Below are 22,104 nucleotides of genomic sequence, written 5' to 3' on the forward strand. Positions count from 1 at the left end.
CTGTCCCGCGCCACCGCCCCCGCCGTCATGTTCCAAAGCCCGCCCGCCGCCGCTCCCGGCGAAAAAAACCTCACCGTGATGCTCTGGCTCGTTGCGACGGGCTTCTTCATGCAGACGCTCGACGCGACGATCGTCAACACGGCGCTGCCGTCGATGGCCGCGAGCCTCGGCGAATCGCCGCTGCGGATGCAATCGGTCGTGATCGCGTACTCGCTGACGATGGCGGTGATGATCCCCGTGTCGGGCTGGCTCGCCGATACGTTCGGCACGCGGCGCGTGTTCTTCAGCGCGATCCTGGTGTTCTCGCTCGGCTCGCTGCTGTGCGCGAACGCCCATACGCTGACGCAGCTCGTCGCGTTCCGCGTCGTGCAGGGCGTCGGCGGCGCGATGCTGCTGCCGGTCGGGCGGCTCGCGGTGCTGCGCACGTTCCCGGCCGAGCGCTACCTGCCCGCGCTGTCGTTCGTCGCGATTCCGGGCCTGATCGGCCCGCTGATCGGGCCGACGCTCGGCGGCTGGCTCGTGAAGATCGCGTCGTGGCACTGGATCTTCCTGATCAACGTGCCGGTCGGCGTCGCGGGCTGCATCGCGACCTTCTATTCGATGCCCGATTCGCGCAACCCGGCCGCCGGCCGCTTCGACCTGAAGGGCTATCTGCTGCTGACGATCGGGATGGTCGCGATCTCGCTGTCGCTCGACGGGCTCGCCGATCTCGGCATGCAGCACGCGGCCGTGCTGGTGCTGCTGATCCTGAGCCTCGCGTGCTTCGTCGCGTACGGGCTGTATGCGGTGCGCGCGCCGCAGCCGATCTTCTCGCTCGAGCTGTTCAAGATCCACACGTTCAGCGTCGGGCTGCTCGGCAACCTGTTCGCGCGGATCGGCAGCGGCGCGATGCCGTACCTGATCCCGCTGCTGCTGCAGGTGAGCCTCGGCTACTCGGCGTTCGAGGCCGGGCTGATGATGCTGCCGGTCGCGGCGGCCGGCATGTTCTCGAAGCGGATCATCACGCGCCTGATCACGCAGCACGGCTACCGCAAGGTGCTGCTCGCGAACACGATCATGGTCGGCGTGATGATGGCGAGCTTCGCGCTGATGCGCGACACGGTGCCGGTGTGGGTGAAGGTCGTGCATCTCGCGCTGTTCGGCGGCTTCAACTCGATGCAGTTCACCGCGATGAACACGCTGACGCTGAAGGATCTCGGCACCGGCGGCGCGAGCAGCGGCAACAGCCTGTTCTCGCTCGTGCAGATGCTGTCGATGAGCCTCGGCGTCACGGTCGCCGGCGCGCTGCTCGCGACGTTCACCGGCATGCTGCGCACCGTGACGCCGAGCAACACGCTGCCGGCGTTCCATGCGACGTTCGTCTGCGTCGGGATCATCACGGCCGCGTCCGCGTGGATCTTCGCGCAGCTCGCGCCCGAGATCCGCAGCACCGCGCGCAAGACCGACCCGTCCGAGCGCGCGTGACCGGCGGCGCGCGCCGAATCGGGCCCGCGCGCACCATCGCGGTGCAACGCGGCCCGGCACGCGTGCGCGTATCGACCGCGACCGGCGGCCGCACGTGGCGCCCTGCCGTGCATGCTTCTTGCTCGCCTATTCTGTAGGTAAACTGGCAGTCTTCCTTCGGCCGACATCATGAGCATGATCGAAATCGATCCCCCCGGCTTTCAGCCGCCCCGCCCGGTCGCCGGCGACGACGGGAACCGGCGCACCGTGCTGTACGGCGGCTACACCGTGTTCAGCGTGTTCCAGCCCGTTTTCTCGGTGTCGCACCGGCGCGCGATCGGCTATCACGCGTCGCTGCGCGCGCACGACGAGGAAAGCCGCCAGGTCGCGTCGCACGAGGTATTCACGCAGGCGGCGCGGCGCGGCGACCTGCTCGAGCTCGGCCGGCTCGCCGAATCGTTGCATCTCGGTAACTTCCACGCGTTCGACAGCCACGACGAATGGCTCTTCCTGAGCCTGCATCCGGCCGCGCTGATGGACACCGTCTACGGCGACGCGCTGCTCGCGAACCTGAAGGCGCTCGGGCTGCCGCCGCACCGCGTGGTGCTCGAGGTGCCCGAGCAGGCCGGCGGCGAGACGCCGCGCTATGCGGCGATCATCGACGGGCTGCGCAAGGCCGGCTTCCTGATCGCGCTCGTCGGGTTCGGCGCGAAGCACTCGAACGTCGATCGCGTGTGGCATCTGCATCCCGACATCGTCACGCTCGACCGCGGCATCCTCGCGCAGGCGAGCGAGCACTCGCATCTCGAACGCGTGCTGCCGGGGCTCGTGTCGCTGCTGCACGAATCCGGCCAGCTCGTGCTGATGGGCGGCCTCTCGACCGAACGCGACGCGCTGATCGCGCTCGAATGCGACGTCGATTTCGTGCAGGGTCAGTACTTCGCGGGGCCGAGCGTCGATCCCGTGCAGCCGCAGGCCGCCGCGGGCTGCATGGATACGCTGTCGGCCGCGCTGCGGCTGCGCGTCGCGCAGCGCGAGCGCACGCAGTCGGAACGGCTCGCGCCGTACGTCGCCGCACTCGAGGAAGCGAGCCGCCGGCTCGGCGCGGGCGAATCGCTCACCGATGCGGCCACCGCCGTGCTCGGGCTGCCCGAGACCGCGCGCTGCTTCCTGCTCGACGCGTCGGGCCGCCAGATCGGCGACAACGTGCTCGCGCGCGGCAGCGTGTCGCAACGCGCGAAGCGCTTCCGGCCGCTGCTGCATTCCGAAGGCGCGAGCTGGGAACGCCGCCCGTATTTCATCGACGCGATGCGCGCGCCGGGCCGCGTGCACCTGACGCCGCCCTACCTGTCGATCAACGAGGCGCACCTGTGCGTGACCGCGTCGATCGCCGCGCCGGCCGCGACCGGCATGCAGGTGCTCTGCGTCGACATCAACTGGGAAGCAGCGCTCAGCCGCGAGTAAGCGCTCCGGCGCGCCGCGTTCACGCGTCGCCGGCCGCCTTGCGCACGATCAGCCGGTGCACGCGCTTGCCGGACGACGCGCTGACGACTTCGTGTTCGTCGATCACCTGCACGCCGGCGCCCAGCGCCGCATGCATCCGCGCCGAGTCGAGCGGCGTATAGAGGCGGCCGCGCTCGTCGCGCAACACGCCGTGTCCGGCCACCCGCCAGCTCAGGTACAACGTGCCGCCCGGCATCAGCAGATCGGCCAGCCGCGCGGCGGCGGCCGCCGCGTCCGCCTGTTCGAGATGCATGACGACCGTTTCGCACAGCACGTTGCGAAACGCGCCGGACGGTACGCCGGCCAGCGCCGGCAGCGCGGTCAGCTCGAAAGTCAGCCCGCGATGGCGACGCCGCGCCTCGTCGAGCAGCGCGGCGCTCGCGTCGTAGCCGCGCACGTCGAAGCCGCGCGACGCGAGCCAGGCCGTGTCGCGCCCCGCCCCGCAGCCGACGTCGGCGGTCGGTCCCGGCGTGAAATACTGTTCGAGCAGCGCGTACATGTCGTCGGGCGCGGCCGGGTCGAGCCAGTCCTGCGCGTATTGCGCGGCATGGGTGTCGTAGGCATCGAGAGTCGGGCGATCCGCCATGGCGAGTGCTCCGCAAAGGCGTCGTATGACGCACTCCGCATCTTAGTCGCTGCGCGCGGCCCGCGCCGACCGGGTTCGCGCGACGCCGGTCTACGGGGCCGGCACGTGGCCCGCACGCGGCGCCTGCGCGGTCAGATCGGCCCACCGCGTATCGCCGCGCCAAGCCCGACGCGCCGTCGCGCGTTCGGCGTCGTGGGCGCGCCCGCGCCGCACACGCAGACCGGCCCGGCCGGCCCGTCAGACATGCGAATGCGCACCGCCATGCACGGGACCGGCGCGCCGCTCGACTTCGCGGCGCACGTCGCCGCGCAGTCCCGCGAAAAACGCGACCTCGGCGACGACGAACAACGGCCCGACGATCAGGCCGACCAGATCGTCGACGAATGCCGGCTTGCGGCCTTCGAACCAGTGCCCGACGAACTGCACGATCCAGCCGACGACGAACGCGCCGACGCCGATCGCGAGCCATTGCGCGGTCGGCAGCGGCGCCAGCGACTGCGCGGCCCACAGGCCGAGCGCGAGCAGCACGGTCATCACGATCCCGAACCGCAGGTCGAGACGCAGGTAGAACAGCGCGGACACGACGGCGAGCAGCAGCGCCGGCGACAGCGCGATGCCGGCCAGCATCCCGAGCGCCGGCCGCGACAGCAGCACCTCGACCGCGAACACGATCATCGGGATGCCGACCAGATGCGTCGCGATGTTGCGCGCGTCGCGATGGTAGGCCGCATACTGGGAAAGATGGTCTTCGAGGGTCTTCATCGCGTCTCCTGATCGGTTGTTGAGCGCTATGATGCGCGTCACGCCCGAGAACCTCTGTCAGCTACCCGACATCGCGTGCCCATGCCTGCCTCGCTCGCCCCATACCTGCAGCAGCTCGAAGCGAACCCGTGGTTCGCCGCGCTGCCGCCCGCGTTGCGCGCGGAGCTGATCGCCCGCGCGACGCTGCGCCGGCTGCCGTCCGGCCACGCGCTGTTCCGGCGCGGCGACCCGCCGTGCGGACTGTACGCGGTCCTGGCCGGTTCACTCACGATAGGTGCGGTCGATCCGCAGGGCAAGGAGACGCTGCTGACGGTGGCCGAGCCCGTCACGTGGTTCGGCGAGATCGCGTTGTTCGACGGCCAGCCGCGCACGCACGACGCGATCGCGCTCGACGACGCGCTGCTGCTGCACGTGCCGCAGGCCGGGCTGCTCGCGATCCTCGAGACGACGCCGCAATACTGGCGGCAGTTCGCGCTGCTGATGGCGCAAAAGCTGCGCCTGAGCTTCCTGACCGTCGAATCGATGAGCGTGATGCCGGCCGCGCAGCGGCTCGCCGCGCGGCTGCTGATGATCGCCGAAGGCTACGGCGGCATCAGCGCCGGGCGCACGCACATCCGGCTGTCGCAGGAAACGCTCGCGTCGATGCTGTCGCTGACGCGGCAGACCACCAACCAGTTGCTGAAGGCGCTTCAGGCGGATGGCGTCGTGCGGCTGCACGTCGGCGAGATCGAACTCGTGGACATCGACGCATTGCGCCGCGCGAGCGGGCTCGGCGACGGCCCGTACTGAACGACGCGCAACGACATCTATCGGCCGCGATTGGCCGCGATTGGCGCCATGCGCTGCCCGCGGCCGCCGAGTTGCGCTATCGTGGCGACTCGTTCCGTCCGCCGCGCGCACCGCCTTGAACACGTCGACCGTCCCCGCCTCCGCCCGCCATCCGTGGCCCGTCTTCATCGCATTCCTGCGGCTCGGCCTCACGTCGTTCGGCGGCCCGGTCGCGCATCTCGGCTACTTTCGCGCGGAATTCGTCACGCGGCGCGGCTGGCTCACCGAGCGCACCTATGCCGATCTCGTCGGGCTGTGCCAGTTCCTGCCGGGGCCCGCGAGCAGCCAGGTCGGGATGGCGATCGGTCTCGCGCGTGCCGGCTATGCGGGCATGTTCGCCGCGTGGCTCGGTTTCACGCTGCCGTCGGCGCTGCTGATGATGCTGTTCGCGCTCGGCGTTCACGCAACGGGCGCGCCGATCGAAGCCGGCGCGTTGCACGGGCTGCGCATCGTGTCGGTCGCGGTGATCGCGCAGGCCGTGTGGGGCATGGCGCGCACGCTGTGCCCGGATGCGCGGCGCGTCACGCTGATGGCCGCGGCCGCGTGCGTCGCGCTGCTCGCGCCTGCTGCGTGGATGCAGGTCGCGGTGATCGTCGTGGCCGGCGCGGCCGGTCTCGTGCTGCTGCCGCAACCGGCACGCGATGCACACGAACCGTTGCCGCTGCACGTGTCGCGCCACGCGGGCGTGCTGTGGCTCGCGCTGTTCGCGGCGCTGCTCGTCGCGCTGCCGTCCGCAGCCCGCGCGCTGCGCTCGGATACGCTCGCTGTCGTCGACGCATTCTTCCGCACGGGTGCGCTTGTGTTCGGCGGCGGCCACGTGGTGCTGCCGCTGCTGCAGGCGGCCGTGGTCGCACCCGGCTGGGTCGGCGATTCGGCGTTTCTCGCCGGGTATGGCGTCGCACAGGCCGTGCCGGGGCCGCTGTTCACGTTCTCGGCCTTCCTCGGTGCGTCGCTGCGCGATGCGCCGAACGGCTGGCTCGGCGGCACGCTCGCACTCGTGTCGATCTTCGCGCCGTCGTTCCTGCTCATCGCCGGCACCGCGCCGTTCTGGGAGCGCCTGCGCCGCAGCGCGCACATGCAGGCCGCGCTCGCCGGCGTGAACGCGGCCGTCGTCGGGCTGCTGCTCGCCGCGCTCTATCATCCGGTCTGGACCGACACGATCGTCGCGCCGCGCGACCTGGCCGCCGCGCTGGTCGCGTTCGTCGCGCTGGTGTTCTGGCGCGTGCCGCCGTGGGCCGTGGTGATCGCGAGCGCGGCGCTCGGCTGGCTGCTCGGCACGGCCGGCTGAGCCAGCGAATGCCGCACGTTCGGGCCGCGCAAAAAACAAAAAGCCCTCGAAACGAGGGCTTTGCTTCGATGCCGCGCGCCGTGGCGGCGCGCAGGCGCCGGACTTACGCGAAGTTCTTCGCGGCGAAGTCCCAGTTCACGATGTTCCAGAACGCTTCGACGAACTTCGGACGCGCGTTGCGGTAGTCGATGTAGTACGCGTGTTCCCACACGTCGATCGTCAGCAGCGCCTTGTCGGCGGTCGTCAGCGGCGTGGCGGCGTTGCTCGTCGACACGATGTCGAGCGAACCGTCGGCCTTCTTCACGAGCCATGCCCAGCCCGAACCGAACGTGCCGACCGCGGCCTTCGTGAACGCTTCCTTGAATGCGTCGTACGAACCCCACTTCGCGTTGATCGCATCGCCCAGCGCGCCCGTCGGTGCGCCGCCGCCGTTCGGCGACAGGCTGTTCCAGAAGAACGTGTGGTTCCAGATTTGCGCGGCGTTGTTGAAGATGCCGCCCGACGACTTCTTCACGATCTCTTCCAGCGGCAGGTTTTCGAATTCCGTGCCCGGGATCAGATTGTTCAGGTTCGTCACATAAGCCTGATGGTGCTTGCCGTAGTGGTACTCGATCGTCTCTTTCGAGATGGTCGGCGCGAGTGCGTCTTCAGCGTACGGGAGCGGCGGGAGCGAATGAGCCATGGCGATTCCTTCGTTGAGTATGTAGGGAGGCTGTGTTGGATGCTGCCGAGCGTCCGATTGTAGGCGAGGACGAATAACCCCGCAAACTCACGGGCCATTTATCCGCGGTATGCGGAAAAGCGCTGCTGGCGCAACGCCGGGCAGGACGAGCCCGACGATGCGCAGCATCCGTTCCCGCCGCGATGCGCGTGTTGCGACGACACGCGTTTCGCTTGGCACCCGTTACGTCAGATCGTATCCGTCAGCCGTGGCTGCACGTCGGCGAGCGACACGTCGGCCGAGCCTTCGGCGAGATGCACGGTCAGGCGCCGCTGCGGCTTCAGCGCGTTCGGTGCGCGCACCGCGCGGCCCGTCTGCGCATCGATCAGCGCCGCATAGCCGCGCTCGAGCGTGCGCTGCGGGCTCAGCACCTCGAGCCGTGCCGCACAGGCCGACACACGCGCGGTGTCGCGTTCGTGACGGCGCTGCACCGCGCTCGCGAGACGTTGCGACAGCGCGGCGAGCGCGTGGCGCGCCTGGGACGGATCGGGCCGCGCGCGCTGCCAGCGCAGTTGCGCGAGCGCGAAACGCGCACGTGCATCGCGCACCGGCCGCGATGCCGCGGACGCGAGCCGCACCGCGAGCTGCTCGACGTGCGTGCGCTGCCGCTGCAGCCGCTCGGCCGGGCTCACGAGCCGCCGCGCAAGCCAGTCGAGCTGCTGCGCGCGCTGTTCGAGCCGGCGCGCCATGCCGCGCGCGAGCGCGCGCTGGCGCTCGTCGACCTCGCGCAGCAGCAGCGCGCGCTGCGGGCTCGCGAGTTCGGCCGCGCCAGTGGGCGTCGGCGCGCGCAGGTCGGCCGCGAAGTCCGCGATCGTGAAATCGGTTTCGTGCCCGACGCCGCTGACGACCGGCAGCTCGCTCGCCGCGATCGCGCGCGCCAGCGCCTCGTCGTTGAACGACCACAGATCCTCGATCGAGCCGCCGCCGCGACACACCAGCAGCACGTCGACCTCGCGCCGCGCGTTCGCGGTCGCAACTGCGGCGACGAGCTTTTCGGCGGAGCCGGCGCCCTGCACGGGGGCCGGATAGACGATCACCGGAATGTGCGGCGCGCGGCGGGCGAGCGTGGTCAGCACGTCGCGCAATGCGGCGGCCTGCAGCGACGTGACGATGCCGATCGCGCGCGGATGGGCCGGCAGCGGCCGCTTGCGCTCGGCGGCGAACAGGCCCTCGCCTTCGAGCTGCGCCTTCAGCCGCAGGAACGCTTCGTACAGGCGCCCCTGCCCGGTGCGCCGCACGGCTTCGACGTTGAGCTGCACCTCGCCGCGCGGCTCGTACATCGTGACGACCGCGCGCACCTCGATGCGGTCGCCTTCGCGCGGCGTGAATTCCGCGTACTGCGCGCGGCCGCGGAACATCACGCAACGCATCTGCGCCTGCTGGTCCTTGATCGAGAAATACCAGTGGCCGCTCGCGGCGCGCGTGAAATTCGACACTTCGCCGGCAATCCACAGCAGCGGAAACGAACGCTCGAGCATCGTCGAGATCGCACGATTGAGCGCCGAAACGGGAATCACTTCGTCGCCGCCGCGCGTGGCGCCGGGTGCGGAAAAAGGAGAATCGGAAAGCATGGGCGGTCGGATGAATGCTGGCGGCGTCACGATAGTCCGACGCGCGCGCGGCGTCCAGCGCCGCCGCATTCGCCACCGTGCGCGGAAGGTGTCCACACTCTGGCATTCGTCCGCGTAAAACGCCCGGAAACCGCGAAAAAAGCCAGACGATTCTTCGCAACACGTTGATTTTTATAATCTTTTAAACCTTTCGAAATGATTCTCATCCGATTCGATGCCCGCCGGGCGGGCGTTTGACACGATCGACCGGCGAGTTTTTCACAGAGTTATCCACAGGCCGTCGCGATCCGGCCCCGCGCGCCGCGGCGGCCGGTCGCGCTTGCCGCGCCGGCGTGCGGCGCGCTAGAGTGCCGCCTTCCACGGACCCCGCGGCATGCGCCGCCCAATGGAGAACCCGCCTTGACGAATCCGTCCCTCGCCGCGGCGCCCGACGCGCCGCGCCCGGCCCGATGAGCGCGCCCGGCGGCCCGCTCGCGCGACTCGAAGCGCGCCTGACGCGCGAATGGCAGCGGCGCGGCGCGCTCGCGTGGGCGCTCACGCCGTTCGCCTGCGTGTTCGGCCTGGGCGCGGCGCTGCGGCGCACCGCTTACGCGCAAGGCTGGAAGCAGCCGGTCGACGTCGGCGTGCCCGTCGTCGTGGTCGGCAACGTGACCGTCGGCGGCACCGGCAAGACGCCGACCGTGATCGCGCTCGTCGACGCGCTGCGCGCGGCCGGCTTCACGCCCGGCGTCGTGTCGCGCGGCTACGGCGCGAACGTGAAGGCGCCGACGGCCGTCACGCCGGCGTCTCGCCCGGGCGCGGCCGGCGACGAACCGCTGCTGATCGCGCGCCGCACCGGCGCGCCCGTGTGGGTGTGCCCGGACCGCGTCGCGGCCGCGCAGGCGCTGCGCGCCGCGCATCCGGACGTCGACGTGATCGTCAGCGACGACGGCCTGCAGCACTACCGCCTCGCGCGCACCGTCGAGCTCGTCGTATTCGACCACCGGCTCGGCGGCAACGGCTTCCTGCTGCCGGCCGGCCCGCTGCGCGAGCCGCTGTCGCGGCATCGCGACGCGACGCTCATCAACGATCCGTACAGCGGCGCGCTGCCGCCGTGGCCCGACACCTACGCGCTCGCGCTGACGCCGGGCGCCGCATGGCACCTCGACCAGCCCGCGCTGCGCCGCCCGCTGTCGCAATTCGCGAACGAACGCGTGCTCGCCGCGGCCGGCATCGGCGCGCCGGAACGCTTCTTCGCGACGCTGCGCGCGGCCGGCCTCTCGCCGGCGACCCGCGCGCTGCCCGACCATTACGCGTTCGCCGACAATCCGTTCGTCGACGATGCCGTCGATGCGATCCTGATCACCGAGAAGGATGCAGTAAAATTGGGCGCTTCCTGGCGCGACGCCCGACTGTGGGTAGTCCCCGTCGAAGCCGCGCTCGACCCTCGCCTCATTGCCCTCGTTGTGGAGAAACTCCGTGGACGCTCGCCTGCTTGAAATCATTGTGTGCCCTATCTGCAAAGGCCCGCTCCACTACGACCGTGCCGCGCAGGAGCTGATCTGCAACGCGGACAAGCTCGCGTACCCGATCCGCGACGGCATCCCGGTGATGCTCGTCGACGAAGCGCGCCAGACCGTCGAAGGCACGCCGGTCGATCCGGCCGGCCGCTGAACCGCCGCGCCGCTCGCCCGGCGCACCGATTCGACACTGGCGGCCCGGCCCCGGCCGGGTCGCCGCCCTCCGCCGGGCGACCGGCTTCCGGCGTCGCCCGCCCCGTCCTTCCCAGCGCTCCCCGATGACTCAGCCGCAACCCTTCATCGCCGTCATTCCCGCCCGGCTCGCGTCGACGCGGCTCCCGAACAAGCCGCTCGCCGATCTCGGCGGCAAGCCGATGGTCGTGCGTGTCGCCGAACGCGCGCGCGAAGCGGGCGCGCAGCAGGTGCTCGTCGCATCCGATGCGCAGAGCGTGCTCGACGCGGCGCGCGATCACGGCTTCGAAGCGGTGCTCACCCGCGCCGATCATCCGTCCGGCACCGACCGGCTCGCGGAAGTCGCGGCGGCCTTCGGCTGGCGCGACGACACCGTCGTCGTCAACGTGCAAGGCGACGAACCGCTGATCGACCCCGCGCTCGTCCGCGACGTAGCGTCGCACCTGGCCGCCCATCCGGCGTGCGCGATCGCGACCGCGGCCCATCCGATCCACGACGCGGCCGACGTGTTCAACCCGAACGTCGTGAAGGTCGCGCTCGACGCGCAGAGCGTCGCGCTGTACTTCTCGCGCGCGCCGATTCCGTGGAGCCGCGACGCGTACCAGCCGCACTGGCCCGACGTCTCAGCCATGCCAGCACCGGCTTTCCCGGTCTACCGGCACATCGGCCTCTATGCGTATCGCGCGCGTTTCCTGCGCACCTATCCGTCGCTCGCGCAGGCGCCGATCGAACAGGCCGAGCAGCTCGAACAGCTGCGCGCGCTGTGGCACGGCGAGCGCATCGCAGTGCTGATCACCGAGTCCGCGCCCGAAGCCGGCATCGACACGCCGGCCGATCTCGCGCGCGTGCAGGCCCTTTTTCAGCCGGGTTCAAAATAACCCGTGGCATAATCAGGCGATTGTGCGAGCCGTCCGCGACCAGCGCGTCCTCGCTTGACCCCGCCCGTGGCCCTGCCGGCAGCCGCGCGTCACTCGAACCGACGCGCCGCATCAGACCGGTCCGCCACGCGCCGTGCAAGCCCCGCGCCCGCCGTCGCCGACGCCTTTGAGTCTCGCCACACGAATCTACATACTTGGAGATATCACCATGCGTTTGATCCTGTTGGGCGCGCCCGGCGCGGGAAAGGGCACCCAGGCAAACTTCATCAAGGAAAAATTCGGGATTCCGCAAATCTCGACCGGCGACATGCTGCGTGCGGCCGTCAAGGCCGGCACGCCGCTCGGCGTCGAGGCGAAGGGCTACATGGATGCCGGCAAGCTCGTGCCGGACGCGCTGATCATCGGTCTCGTCAAGGAACGCCTGAAGGAATCCGACTGCGCGAACGGCTATCTGTTCGACGGCTTCCCGCGCACGATCGCGCAGGCTGACGCGATGAAGGACGCCGGCGTCGCGATCGACTACGTGCTCGAGATCGACGTCCCGTTCTCGGAAATCATCGAGCGCATGAGCGGCCGCCGCACGCACCCGGCATCGGGCCGCACGTACCACGTCAAGTTCAACCCGCCGAAGGTCGAAGGGCACGACGACGTGACGGGCGAACCGCTGATCCAGCGCGACGACGACAAGGAAGAAACTGTCAAAAAGCGTCTCGAAGTATACGAAGCGCAGACCAAGCCGCTGATCACGTACTACGGCGACTGGGCGCAGCGCGGCGAGGAAAACGGTTTGAAGGCGCCGCAGTATCGCAAGATCTCGGGCCTCGGAACCGTCGACGAAATCCGCGAGCGCGCGTTTGACGCACTGAAGTAAGCAGCGCGTCGCGCACCCGCAAGCCGCCCGTTCCGGGCGGCTTTTTTTCGCCTGCCGCGACGTGCACGCGCGTGCGCGTGTCGCCGCCGCAAGCGTCCGAGGCTCGACGGCGAAGTGATTCGCGTGGGCGGCGCGATCCGGATGCAGCCGAAGTAGCAACGGCACGCGTGCAAGAAAAACGCCCGCGATGCGGGCGTTCTTTCCGTGTGCGGGCAAGGGCGTGCCGGCGCGCTCAATCCTCGCCGTCGCGCTGCATCCGCTGCCGCAATTCGCTGACCTGCGACTCGACGACGGTCGCGTCTTCCGCCTCCGGCCGCTCGCCGAGATACTGCTCGAGATCCTCGAGCGCGGGACGCAGGTAATCGAGCCGCGCATACGCGAAGCCGCGGTCGCGCACCTCGTCGAGCTGCTCGGGCAACAGGATCACGAGCCGCTGCTGCACCGCGAGCAGCCGCTGCCAGCGCTCCGTCTGCAGATAGATCGTCTTCAGGTTGCGCAGCATCCGCGCGATGATCTCGCGGCTCGTCGCCGGCTGCAGCAGCGCGCGCAACGCGCTGTCGACGGCGCCGGCCGCGCGCGCGACGTACGGCTCGAGCATCTCGACCATCTCGGCTTCGGACAGCGAATGGCCGTTGGTCGGATCGATGATCAGGTCGCCGTCCGGCAGCGTCACGCGCAGCAGGAAATGGCCGGGAAACGACACGCCGCGCGCCGGCACGCCGATCTGCTCGGCGAGCTCCAGGTACAGCACCGACAGCGAGATCGGGATCCCGCGGCGCCGTTTCAGCACGGCGTTCAGGTGGCTGTTATCGGGGTCGTAGTAATCGTTGTGATTGCACGCGAAGCCGAGCTCGCGGAAGAAGAAGTCGTTCAGCGCGGCGACGCGGCCCTTCAGGTCCGTATCGTCGGCGAGCCGCCGGCGCAGCCGCGCCGCCAGCATGTCGAGTTCGGCCAGCGTGCCCTGCAGGTCGAGGTCGGGATACGCGTCCTGCGCCAGCGACAGCGCGGCTTCCGTGACGGGCAGACTGTCGTCGTCCGCCACGAGCGTGCTGAAGTAGTCGAGGACGCGGGTCATTGCGGTCGTCACTTGGCGCGCCTTCTGAAGTAAGCGTATTTGAAGCCCATCACCCACAACATACCGAAATATAGTGCAGCAAACAGCACGAGGCACGCGGCCATCAGCGCAATGCGATCGAGCGGCTGCGCGCGCATGCCGGTCCAGTCGAAATTGATCGCGCACCAGTGCATCAGGCCCGCGAGCACAAGCGCCGCGCCGACGAGCTGCACGAAAAAGCGCAGCCAGCCCGGCGACGGCTGGTAGATGCCGCGCTTGCGCAGCCCGAGGAACAGCAGCAGCGAATTCAGGCACGCGCCGACGCCGATGCTGAGCGTAAGGCCCGCGTGGCCGATCAGCGGCACGAACACGTAGTTCGACAGCTGCGTGACGATCAGCACGCCGACCGCGATCTTCACCGGCGTCTTGATGTCCTGCTTCGCATAGAAGCCCGGCGCGAGGATCTTGATCAGGATGATGCCGACGAGGCCGATCCCGTAGGTGGCCAGCGCGCGCGCGACCATCGTGACGGTATGCGCGTCGAACTTGCCGTAATTGAACAGCGTCGCGGTGAGCGGTGTCGCGAAGAAGAACAGCGCGAGCGCGCTCGGCGCCGCGAGCAGGAACGTGACGCGCAGCCCCCAGTCGAGCAGCGCCGAATACTCGTGCGAGTCGGCGTCGACGTGCGCCTTCGACAGGCTCGGCAGCAGGATCGTGCCGAGCGCGACGCCGAGCAGCGCGGTCGGGAATTCCATCAGGCGGTCGGCGTAATTGATCCACGACACGGCGCCCTGCCCGAGCCGCGATGCGATGTTGGTGTTGATGATCAGCGACAGTTGCGCAACGGACACCGCGAACGTCGCGGGCACCATCTTCGCGAGCACGCGCTTCACGCCCGGATGACGCAGCGCGCGCAGCGGGTTGATGCCGATCAGCGGCACCATGTCGATCTTCTTCAGGCCCGGCAACTGCACGAGAAACTGCAGCACGCCGCCGACGATGACCGCCCATGCAAGCGCGTAGACCGGCACCTTCAGGTGCGGCGCGACGAACACGGCCGCGGCGATGAACGCGACGTTGAGCAGCACCGGCGCGAACGCGGGCAGCGAGAAGCTCTTGTACGTGTTCAGCACGCCCGACGCGAGCGTGGTCAGCGAAATGAACACGATGTACGGGAACATGATCCGCGTCATCGTGACCGCGAGCGGGAACGCCTGGCCGTCGGCGTGCAGGCCGGACGCGACCGCGAACACGACCCACGACGCGCCGGCGATGCCGACGACCGACAGCACGGCCAGCGCCCAAGCGAGCACGGTGGACATCGCGTCGACGAGCGCCTTCGTCGCATCGTGCCCCTGCTGGTTCTTGAACTCGGCGAGGATCGGCACGAACGCCTGCGAGAACGCGCCTTCTGCGGACAGGCGGCGCAGCAGGTTCGGGATACGGAAGGCGACGTAGAACGCGTCGGTGTATTGACTGGCGCCGAACGCACGGGCGATCAGCGTCTCGCGGGCCAGTCCGGTCACGCGCGACAGCAGCGTGAAGCCGCTGACCGTCAGCAGGGCTCGGAATAGATTCATGGGGCGCTTATTATACGGACGTTGCGCGACCCGGCCACCGGCCGATGCCGAAAAGCGCGGCCGCCGGCGCTCCAGTTGGCGGACGTTACGTCGAACTTGCCACTCGCTTGATTTTGTTGCTATAATCGCCGGTTTCTGGGCTCGTACATGCACGGCAACTGCCGTTTTCATGTCCCGGCCTCGGTTAAAATCACCGTTTTTTTATGCGCCCCTGGGCAATCGTTCTCAGGGGACGGATCGAAAAGCAGCGCTTGGCCGTCAGGCTCCAAGCTCTGGAAACAGGACAGGATAAGGAACCGTCATGGCTAACTCCGCACAAGCACGCAAGCGCGCCCGCCAGGCCGCGAAGGCAAACTCGCACAACTCGGCGCTGCGCTCGAAATTCCGTACCGCGATCAAGTCGGTTCGCAAGGCTGTTGAAGCCGGCGACCAGGCAAAGGCTGCCGAGCTGTTCAAGGCTGCCGTGAAGACGATCGACACGATCGCCGACAAGAAGATCGTTCACAAGAACAAGGCCGCTCGCAGCAAGAGCCGCCTGGCCGCAGCCGTCAAGGGCCTGCAGGCAGCAGCGTAACTCCGGTGCGCCCGCTCACGCGGGCGTTCCTGTTTCCTGCGATCACGAAAAAGCCCGCCTAGGCGGGCTTTTTCGTTGCCTGCCGCCGGCGCATCGTGCGCGGCGGCAGTGCTTGCCTTGGGGGCGGGTGCGACACGCACCCTCGCCCGTCGGCATCAGTCACTTCTTCGTGTTGTAGTCCGGCAGTTCGCACGCCTCGGTCACGACGAGGTTGTTGTCCTTCGCGAAATTCAGCACGAAATCGAACGCCATCGGCTCGATGTCGCGCAACCGCGAATCGAGGATCACGCATTTGAGGTCGCCGAGCATCGTCGGGCGCACGTACAGCGAATACTTGAGACGCGCGTTCGGCCCGCTCGCCCCCGGCCCGAAGCAGGCCATCACACCGGCCAGACGTTCCGACCAGTCGCTCGGGCGAAACTTTTTCCCGTCTTTCGTGATGCCCTGGATGAAAAATTCGGTCGGAGGGGTTTCAGCCATGTGGTTACCCAAGTGACGGCCCGGCGATGCCCAGGCAACGGCGCCTGGATACGCGAACACAAAGCTGGAGGGTCGGCCGCACGCGCCGATCGATATCCCGAAAACGGAGCGTCGATGCGCGCCGCCGGTGGACTGCACCGGATGTGTGCAGCGCACGGCTTGTGTCCGGCAGAGCGCGAAAAGCCTTGCCTGCCGGGCTGGAGAAAACTTTCGAATTATACCGCAGCGCGCCATCGCGCGTCGTCCCGACACCCCTCTTCCCGCACGGCCGGTCGCGCGCGGCGATCCTGCCCCGCGTCTTTCGACGGCTTTTTCACGGCTCGTCAAAGCACAGAAAATCCTTTATGCTGCTTTGAGTTATCCACACCCGACGGCGGCGCCGTCCGGCCTCGCTGCCGGGTGAGACCCGCCGTATTTCGTTTCATGACCGCCAAAACCATTCGTCACTACCTGCAGTTCAAGGATTTCTCGCTGGAAGACTACGAGTACGTGCTCGAACGCACGGGTATCCTGAAGCGCAAGTTCAAGAACTACGAGACCTATCACCCGCTGCACGACCGCACGCTCGCGATGATCTTCGAGAAGAGCTCGACGCGCACGCGCCTGTCGTTCGAGGCCGGGATCTTCCAGCTCGGCGGCCACGCCGTCTTCATGAGCACGCGCGACACGCAGCTCGGCCGCGGCGAACCCGTCGAGGATTCCGCGCAGGTCATCTCGCGAATGGTCGACATCATCATGATCCGCACGTTCGAACAGGACGTGATCACGCGCTTCGCGCAGAATTCCCGCGTGCCGGTGATCAACGGGCTGACGAACGACTACCACCCGTGCCAGGTGCTCGCGGACATCTTCACGTACTACGAGCACCGCGGGCCGATCGCCGGCAAGACCGTCGCGTGGGTCGGCGACGCGAACAACATGCTGTACACGTGGATCGAGGCCGCGCAGATCCTCGGCTTCAAGCTGCGCCTGTCCACCCCGCCCGGCTATGCGCTCGACATGAAGCTCGTGTCGCCCGACAGCGCGCCGTTCTACGAGGTGTTCGACGATCCGAACGAAGCGTGCAAGGGCGCCGATCTCGTCACCACCGACGTGTGGACGAGCATGGGTTTCGAGGCCGAAAACGAGGCGCGCAAGCAGGCATTCGCCGACTGGTGCGTCGACGAGGAAATGATGGGCCACGCGAATCCGGATGCGCTCTTCATGCACTGCCTGCCCGCGCACCGCGGCGAGGAAGTGACGGCCGGCGTGATCGACGGCCCGCAGAGCGTCGTGTGGGACGAAGCGGAAAACCGCCTGCACGTGCAGAAGGCGCTGATGGAGTTCCTGCTGCTCGGCCGCCTCAAGCACTGACGCGCCGCCCAACGCACCCGCGTAAAAAAGCGCCGGTCGACGACCGGCGCTTTTCGTTTGGATGCGCGAAAACCGGCGCGCGCCGTTACAGGCAGACCGGTTCGGCCTCCAGCTCGACGCCGAACTGCGCGCGCACGTCAGCCTGGATCGCCCGCGCCAGCGCCAGCACGTCGGCGCCGGTCGCGCCGCCGCGATTGACGAGCACGAGCGCCTGGCGGTCGTGCACGGCCGCCGCCCCGAGTGCGCGCCCCTTCCAGCCGCAGCGGTCGATCAGCCAGCCGGCCGCGAGCTTCACCTGCCCGTCCGGCTGCGGATACGACACGACCTCCGGCACGCGGGCGCGCAGCGTGTCGAACTGCGCGGCGTCGATCACCGGATTCTTGAAGAAACTGCCCGCATTGCCGAGCACGAGCGGATCGGGCAGCTTCGCGCGGCGGATCGCGACGACCGCATCGAACACGTCGCGCGGCGTCGCCGCATCGGACGCGATGCCGCGCGCGTCGAGCTCGCGCGTGACGTCCGCGTAGCCGAGCCGCGGCGTCCATTGCTTCGGCAGCCGGAACGTCACCGCGACGATCGCGAACCGGCCGCGCCCTTCCCGCTTGAAGAAGCTGTCGCGATAGCCGAACGCGCAGCGCGCGGCGTCGAAGCGCTCGCTGCGCCCGGTCGCCAGCTCGACCGCGACCAGCGAATCAAAATACGCTTTCATCTCGAGGCCGTACGCGCCGATGTTCTGGATCGGCGCGGCGCCGACGGTGCCCGGGATCAGCGCGAGATTCTCGAGGCCCGGCATCCCGTGCTCGAGCGTCCACGCGACGAACGCGTGCCAGTTCTCGCCGCCACCGGCCTCGACATACCACGCGTCGTCGTCCTCGCGCACGACGCGGCGGCCCGCGATCTCGTCGAGCAGCACGATGCCGTCGAAATCGCGCGTGAACACGATATTGCTGCCGCCGCCGAGCACGAGCTGCGGCAGGCTCGCGACCCGCGGGTCGCGATGCAGCGCCTCGAACTGCGCCGCCTGCGTGATGCGCGCGGCGAAGCGCGCGCGCGCGGCGATGCCGAACGTGTTGTGCGCGGCGAGCGGATGGTCGGGAAGCAGCGACAGGAAGCAATCGTCAGGAGGCATCGGCATTCGCGGTCACGTCGGCCGGGCGGCGCATGGCCGGCCTTGGGCAAACGGAGGGGCATCGGTAAAATGGCAAACAGTCCGCAATTATAGCGAGTGCCCGCGCGCGAGCCGGGTGCCCGCATCTCAAGGGAGAATGCCATGCCATCGTTCGACGTCGTTTCCGAAGCGAACATGATCGAAGTGAAGAACGCCATCGAGCAGTCGAACAAGGAAATTTCGACGCGCTTCGACTTCAAGGGCTCCGACGCGCGCGTCGAGCAGAAGGAACGCGAGCTGACGCTGTTCGCCGACGACGATTTCAAGCTCGGCCAGGTCAAGGACGTGCTGATCGGCAAGCTGGCCAAGCGCAACGTCGACGTGCGCTTCCTCGACTACGGCAAGGTCGAGAAGATCGGCGGCGACAAGGTCAAGCAGATCGTCACCGTGAAGAAGGGCGTAACGGGCGACCTGGCGAAGAAGATCGTGCGCCTCGTGAAGGACAGCAAGATCAAGGTGCAGGCAAGCATCCAGGGCGACGCGGTGCGCATCTCGGGCACGAAGCGCGACGACCTGCAGAGCACGATCGCGATGCTGCGCAAGGACGTGACCGACACGCCGCTCGACTTCAACAACTTCCGCGACTGACCGGCCGCCGATCCGTCGCGTCATCCGGCCGGGCCCCGCGCACGCGGCGCGCCCGGCGCGCGGCCAGCCGCGCGTGCTCAGGCTTTCCCGCCGTCCTGCGCGCCGCCGTCCGCGGCCGCCTTCTTCTTGTCGCCGATCCGGCTCTCCTGCCCCGCGAGCAGCTTCGAAATGTTGCCGCGGTGACGCCACACGAGCAGCACGCTCATCGCCAGCACGGCCCACGCGACCGGGTTGTGGCCCGGCATGCCGAACAGGAACACGTCGAATACCGGCGCGAACACGGCCGCGACCAGCGCCGCGAGCGACGAATAGCGGAAAAAGAACGCGACGATCAGCCAGGTCAGCGCGGTCGCGAGCCCGAGCACCGGGTGCACGGCGAGCAGCACGCCGGCCGCGGTCGCGACGCCCTTGCCGCCCTGGAAGCGGAAGAACACCGGGTACAGGTGGCCGAGGAACACGGCGATCGCAACCCACGCGATCGCGACGTCGGGCAGGCCGAAGCGCCGGGCGAGCCAGACGGCGATCCAGCCCTTGAACGCGTCGCCGACGAGCGTCAGGATCGCGGCCTTCTTGTTGCCGCTGCGCAGCACGTTGGTCGCGCCGGGATTCTTCGATCCGTACGAACGCGGGTCGGCCAGCCCCATCACGGAACTGACGACGACGGCGAACGACACCGAACCGATCAGGTAGGCAACGAGGGCGGCGAGCAGGATCTGCATGCGGAGGACTCTTCTTTCAACGTATCGGGAAAGGGACGGCCGTGCGCGGCAAGCCGGCAGGCCGAAACGGCGCCCATTCTACCGAACGGGCGCGGGGTGCCACGAAGGTGAAACCCTCAGTCGACGCTCGCACACTGCACCGGCTGCGCGCCGAGCAGCGACGTGAGCACCGCCGGCGCGAGGCTGACGAGGTAGCCGCGCCGGCCGCCGTTCAGGTAGATCGTCGGCAGTTCGAGGATCGTCGCCTCGACGTAGACGGGCATCGTCTTGCGCGTGCCGAACGGCGACGTGCCGCCGACGAGATAGCCCGAATGGCGGTTCGCGACGTCGGGCTTGCACGGCTCGACGCGCTTCGCGCCGATCTGCCGCGCGAGATTCTTCGTCGACACGGTGCGGTCGCCGTGCATCAGCACGATCAGCGGCTTCGCGTGCTCGTCCTCCATCACGAGCGTCTTCACGACGCTGTGCTCGTCGACGCCGAGCTGGCGCGCCGATTCGCCGGTGCCGCCGTGCTCGACGTATTCGTACGGATGCTCGCCGAACGCGACGCCATGGCGGCGCAGCAACTGGGTCGCGGGGGTTTCGGACACGTGTCTGGATTTGCTCATGGCGGCATTTTAATGGCGAACGATCGGCGAGCGCGCGATGGCGTGCCCGCGCCGGCGGTATACTCGCGACCCGTTTTCCGCCGGCCCGCCGCATCGCCGTCGCAAGTGTGCCCATCATCGTTGCGAACATCGCGAAGCGCTATTGCCCGTTTGGCTGATTGTGGCGCGCGCGCCCTCATGGCACGATCGTTCGCAAATATCGTCGGCGCCGCCGGCCCCTCATCTGGAGACGCCATGTCCTCGCCCATCCGTTCATCCGAATCGCTCGACGTCGATGCGCTGCTCGCCGCGCTGCCGCGCCGCATCGCCGACGTGCCCGCGCACCGGGCCGCGCAGTCGCCCGCGCATCCGGCGCTGATCGAGGATGCTCGCCGGCTGTCGTACGGCGAGCTGGCGCAGGCCGTCGACGCGGCGGTCGCGCGGCTCGCGGGCCTCGGCGTGCAAGGCGGCGACCGCGTGATGATCGTCGCGGAAAACTGCGTCGCGCAGATCGTGCTGCTGTTCGCGGCCGCGCGCCTCGACGCCTGGGCGCTCGTGTCGAACGCGCGGCTGTCGGCCGCCGAGCTCGACGCGATCGCCGCGCATGCGCGTCCGAAGCTGATCGCGTTCACGACCGACGCATCGGCCGACGCGCGCACCCACGCCGAGCGGCTCGGCGCGACGCCCGCCGGCGCGCTGCCGGTCGACATCGGCGCGTGGTCGTATCGCGTCGATCCAAGCGCCCCCGCCGAACCGGTGGCCGCCGACGGCGCCGGGCAATGCGCGGCGCTGATCTACACGACTGGCACGACCGGTACGCCGAAAGGCGTGATGCTGTCGCACCGCAACCTGCTGTTCATCGCGGCGATATCGAGCACGCTGCGCCGCGTGTCTCCTGACGACGTCGTCTACACGGTGCTGCCCGTGTCGCACGTGTACGGGCTCGCGTCGGTATGCGTCGGCAGCCTCTACGCAGGCGCGACGCTGCGGCTCGCGCCGCGCTTCTCGCCGGAAGCCGTGCGTGTCGCGCTCGCCGACGAAGGCGTGACGATCTTCCAGGGCGTGCCCGCGATGCACGCGAAGCTGCTCGAACACCTGCACACGCACGGCCACGCGTGGCGCGCGCCGCGGCTGCGCTTCGCGTATTCGGGCGGCTCGCCGCTCGATGCGAACCTGAAGGCCCGCGTCGAGCGCCTGTACGGCGTGCCGCTGCACAACGGCTACGGGATGACCGAAAGCAGCCCGACGATCACGCAGACGCCGCTCGACGCGCCGCGCGCGGACAGTTCGGTCGGCGTGCCGATCCCGGGCGTCGACATGCGGATCGTCGCGCCGGACGGCACCGACGTGCCGCCGGGCGAAGTCGGCGAAATCCGCGTGCGCGGGCCGAACGTGATGCTCGGCTACTACCGCGACACGGACGCGACGCGCGCGGCCGTGTCGCCGGACGGCTGGCTGAGCACCGGCGATCTGGCGCGGCAGGACGCGGACGGCGCGGTGACGATCGTGGGCCGCAGCAAGGAGCTGATCATCCGCTCGGGCTTCAACGTGTATCCGGTCGAGGTCGAACAGGTGCTGAATGCGCATCCGGACGTCGTGCAGGCGGCCGTGATCGGCCGCGCGATCGACGGCAACGAGGAAGTGCTCGCGTTCGTCGAGCTGGTGCCCGGCGCGGCGGCGAACGAGGCGGCATTGCACGCGTGGTGCGCGGATCGGCTCACCGCTTACAAGCGCCCTGCGCATATCCGCGTGCTCGATGCGCTGCCGGCCGCGTCGACCGGCAAGGTGCTCAAGCACCGGCTACGCGAACTGGTCTGACGCCGCCGCCGGCGCGCTGCGCGCGTCCGCATTGCAGTCCG

The 22,104-nt window shown here is 68.9% G+C and carries 22 protein-coding genes; 12 read left to right on the forward strand and 10 right to left on the reverse strand.

Features of this window, described 5'->3' with window-relative positions; translation table 11 throughout:
* Window positions 1-27 precede the first annotated feature (27 nt).
* Entirely contained in the window at window positions 28-1,464 is a 1,437-nt protein-coding gene (gene mdtD / locus JYG37_RS15110) for a multidrug transporter subunit MdtD (RefSeq protein ID WP_050017080.1), read from the forward strand.
* Window positions 1,465-1,632: 168 nt separating this feature from the next.
* The gene (locus JYG37_RS15115; RefSeq protein WP_050017078.1) at window positions 1,633-2,907 is read left to right on the forward strand and encodes an EAL domain-containing protein; all 1,275 of its coding nucleotides are present in this window, start codon (window positions 1,633-1,635) and stop codon (window positions 2,905-2,907) included.
* Between the two features lie 19 nt (window positions 2,908-2,926).
* Here the strand turns inward: JYG37_RS15115 and JYG37_RS15120 are convergent, their stop codons facing one another.
* Window positions 2,927-3,532 (reverse strand): class I SAM-dependent methyltransferase, encoded by a 606-nt coding sequence (locus tag JYG37_RS15120; RefSeq protein WP_050017076.1) that lies wholly within the window; start codon window positions 3,530-3,532, stop codon window positions 2,927-2,929.
* A 237-nt stretch (window positions 3,533-3,769) separates the two neighbouring features.
* The gene (locus JYG37_RS15125; RefSeq protein WP_050017073.1) at window positions 3,770-4,294 is read right to left on the reverse strand and encodes an Mpo1 family 2-hydroxy fatty acid dioxygenase; all 525 of its coding nucleotides are present in this window, start codon (window positions 4,292-4,294) and stop codon (window positions 3,770-3,772) included.
* Window positions 4,295-4,375: 81 nt separating this feature from the next.
* On the opposite strand from JYG37_RS15125, the gene JYG37_RS15130 reads away from it, so the two are divergent.
* Together JYG37_RS15130 and chrA are read left to right on the forward strand one after the other, a co-directional pair.
* Complete coding sequence (locus JYG37_RS15130; RefSeq protein WP_050017071.1) at window positions 4,376-5,083, forward strand: Crp/Fnr family transcriptional regulator; 708 nt, start codon at window positions 4,376-4,378, stop codon at window positions 5,081-5,083.
* A gap of 115 nt (window positions 5,084-5,198) precedes the next feature.
* Window positions 5,199-6,410, forward strand: a complete 1,212-nt coding sequence (gene chrA / locus JYG37_RS15135) for a chromate efflux transporter (protein ID WP_124557691.1) — start codon at window positions 5,199-5,201, stop codon at window positions 6,408-6,410.
* A 103-nt stretch (window positions 6,411-6,513) separates the two neighbouring features.
* On the opposite strand, the gene sodB is transcribed toward chrA, so the two are convergent.
* A complete protein-coding gene (gene sodB / locus JYG37_RS15140; RefSeq protein WP_050017068.1) occupies window positions 6,514-7,092 on the reverse strand; it encodes a superoxide dismutase [Fe] in 579 nt (192 codons plus the stop codon).
* Between the two features lie 227 nt (window positions 7,093-7,319).
* Window positions 7,320-8,702 carry an exodeoxyribonuclease VII large subunit gene (gene xseA / locus JYG37_RS15145; protein WP_213345560.1) on the reverse strand — a complete coding sequence of 461 codons (1,383 nt, stop codon included), beginning with the start codon at window positions 8,700-8,702 and terminating at the stop codon, window positions 7,320-7,322.
* A gap of 449 nt (window positions 8,703-9,151) precedes the next feature.
* Here xseA and lpxK point away from each other — a divergent pair, with 449 nt between their 5' ends.
* From lpxK to adk, 4 genes are all read left to right on the forward strand, one after another.
* Window positions 9,152-10,180, forward strand: a complete 1,029-nt coding sequence (gene lpxK / locus JYG37_RS15150; RefSeq protein WP_089488758.1) for a tetraacyldisaccharide 4'-kinase — start codon at window positions 9,152-9,154, stop codon at window positions 10,178-10,180.
* Complete coding sequence (locus JYG37_RS15155) at window positions 10,161-10,355, forward strand: Trm112 family protein (protein WP_006482216.1); 195 nt, start codon at window positions 10,161-10,163, stop codon at window positions 10,353-10,355. The genes lpxK and JYG37_RS15155 overlap by 20 nt, the downstream gene beginning before the upstream one ends.
* A gap of 124 nt (window positions 10,356-10,479) precedes the next feature.
* Window positions 10,480-11,271, forward strand: coding sequence for a 3-deoxy-manno-octulosonate cytidylyltransferase (kdsB, locus tag JYG37_RS15160; protein ID WP_050017063.1), 792 nt, complete (start codon window positions 10,480-10,482; stop codon window positions 11,269-11,271).
* Between the two features lie 208 nt (window positions 11,272-11,479).
* A complete protein-coding gene (gene adk / locus JYG37_RS15165; RefSeq protein WP_050017061.1) occupies window positions 11,480-12,142 on the forward strand; it encodes an adenylate kinase in 663 nt (220 codons plus the stop codon).
* Between the two features lie 232 nt (window positions 12,143-12,374).
* On the opposite strand, the gene JYG37_RS15170 is transcribed toward adk, so the two are convergent.
* Both JYG37_RS15170 and murJ read right to left on the reverse strand, forming a co-directional pair.
* On the reverse strand, window positions 12,375-13,217 hold the full coding sequence (locus JYG37_RS15170; RefSeq protein WP_011546044.1) for a SirB1 family protein: 843 nt from the start codon (window positions 13,215-13,217) through the stop codon (window positions 12,375-12,377).
* Between the two features lie 8 nt (window positions 13,218-13,225).
* A complete protein-coding gene (murJ, locus tag JYG37_RS15175; protein ID WP_050017059.1) occupies window positions 13,226-14,776 on the reverse strand; it encodes a murein biosynthesis integral membrane protein MurJ in 1,551 nt (516 codons plus the stop codon).
* A 301-nt stretch (window positions 14,777-15,077) separates the two neighbouring features.
* On the opposite strand from murJ, the gene rpsT reads away from it, so the two are divergent.
* Window positions 15,078-15,350: a 30S ribosomal protein S20 gene (gene rpsT, locus JYG37_RS15180; RefSeq protein ID WP_006482211.1), complete on the forward strand. Its 273-nt coding sequence runs from the start codon at window positions 15,078-15,080 to the stop codon at window positions 15,348-15,350.
* 159 nt (window positions 15,351-15,509) lie between these two features.
* Here rpsT and JYG37_RS15185 read toward each other — a convergent pair whose 3' ends face one another.
* Window positions 15,510-15,830: a DUF3579 domain-containing protein gene (locus tag JYG37_RS15185; protein WP_011546046.1), complete on the reverse strand. Its 321-nt coding sequence runs from the start codon at window positions 15,828-15,830 to the stop codon at window positions 15,510-15,512.
* 423 nt (window positions 15,831-16,253) lie between these two features.
* On the opposite strand from JYG37_RS15185, the gene argF reads away from it, so the two are divergent.
* Window positions 16,254-17,183, forward strand: a complete 930-nt coding sequence (argF, locus tag JYG37_RS15190) for an ornithine carbamoyltransferase (protein WP_027785240.1) — start codon at window positions 16,254-16,256, stop codon at window positions 17,181-17,183.
* An 85-nt stretch (window positions 17,184-17,268) separates the two neighbouring features.
* Here argF and murB read toward each other — a convergent pair whose 3' ends face one another.
* On the reverse strand, window positions 17,269-18,318 hold the full coding sequence (gene murB, locus JYG37_RS15195; RefSeq protein WP_050017055.1) for a UDP-N-acetylmuramate dehydrogenase: 1,050 nt from the start codon (window positions 18,316-18,318) through the stop codon (window positions 17,269-17,271).
* A 135-nt stretch (window positions 18,319-18,453) separates the two neighbouring features.
* Between murB and JYG37_RS15200 the strand changes: the two genes are divergently transcribed.
* The gene (locus JYG37_RS15200) at window positions 18,454-18,939 is read left to right on the forward strand and encodes a YajQ family cyclic di-GMP-binding protein (protein WP_006482217.1); all 486 of its coding nucleotides are present in this window, start codon (window positions 18,454-18,456) and stop codon (window positions 18,937-18,939) included.
* Between the two features lie 77 nt (window positions 18,940-19,016).
* Here JYG37_RS15200 and plsY read toward each other — a convergent pair whose 3' ends face one another.
* Complete coding sequence (gene plsY, locus JYG37_RS15205; protein WP_050017052.1) at window positions 19,017-19,658, reverse strand: glycerol-3-phosphate 1-O-acyltransferase PlsY; 642 nt, start codon at window positions 19,656-19,658, stop codon at window positions 19,017-19,019.
* 116 nt (window positions 19,659-19,774) lie between these two features.
* Window positions 19,775-20,266 (reverse strand): Cys-tRNA(Pro) deacylase, encoded by a 492-nt coding sequence (gene ybaK, locus JYG37_RS15210; RefSeq protein WP_047898865.1) that lies wholly within the window; start codon window positions 20,264-20,266, stop codon window positions 19,775-19,777.
* Window positions 20,267-20,500: 234 nt separating this feature from the next.
* Here ybaK and JYG37_RS15215 point away from each other — a divergent pair, with 234 nt between their 5' ends.
* On the forward strand, window positions 20,501-22,063 hold the full coding sequence (locus JYG37_RS15215) for a class I adenylate-forming enzyme family protein (RefSeq protein ID WP_204383377.1): 1,563 nt from the start codon (window positions 20,501-20,503) through the stop codon (window positions 22,061-22,063).
* The last annotated feature ends 41 nt before the right edge of the window (window positions 22,064-22,104 follow it).

It is taken from the genome of Burkholderia sp. LAS2 (genome assembly GCF_018417615.1).
GTDB classification, from domain to species: Bacteria; Pseudomonadota; Gammaproteobacteria; order Burkholderiales; family Burkholderiaceae; genus Burkholderia; species Burkholderia sola.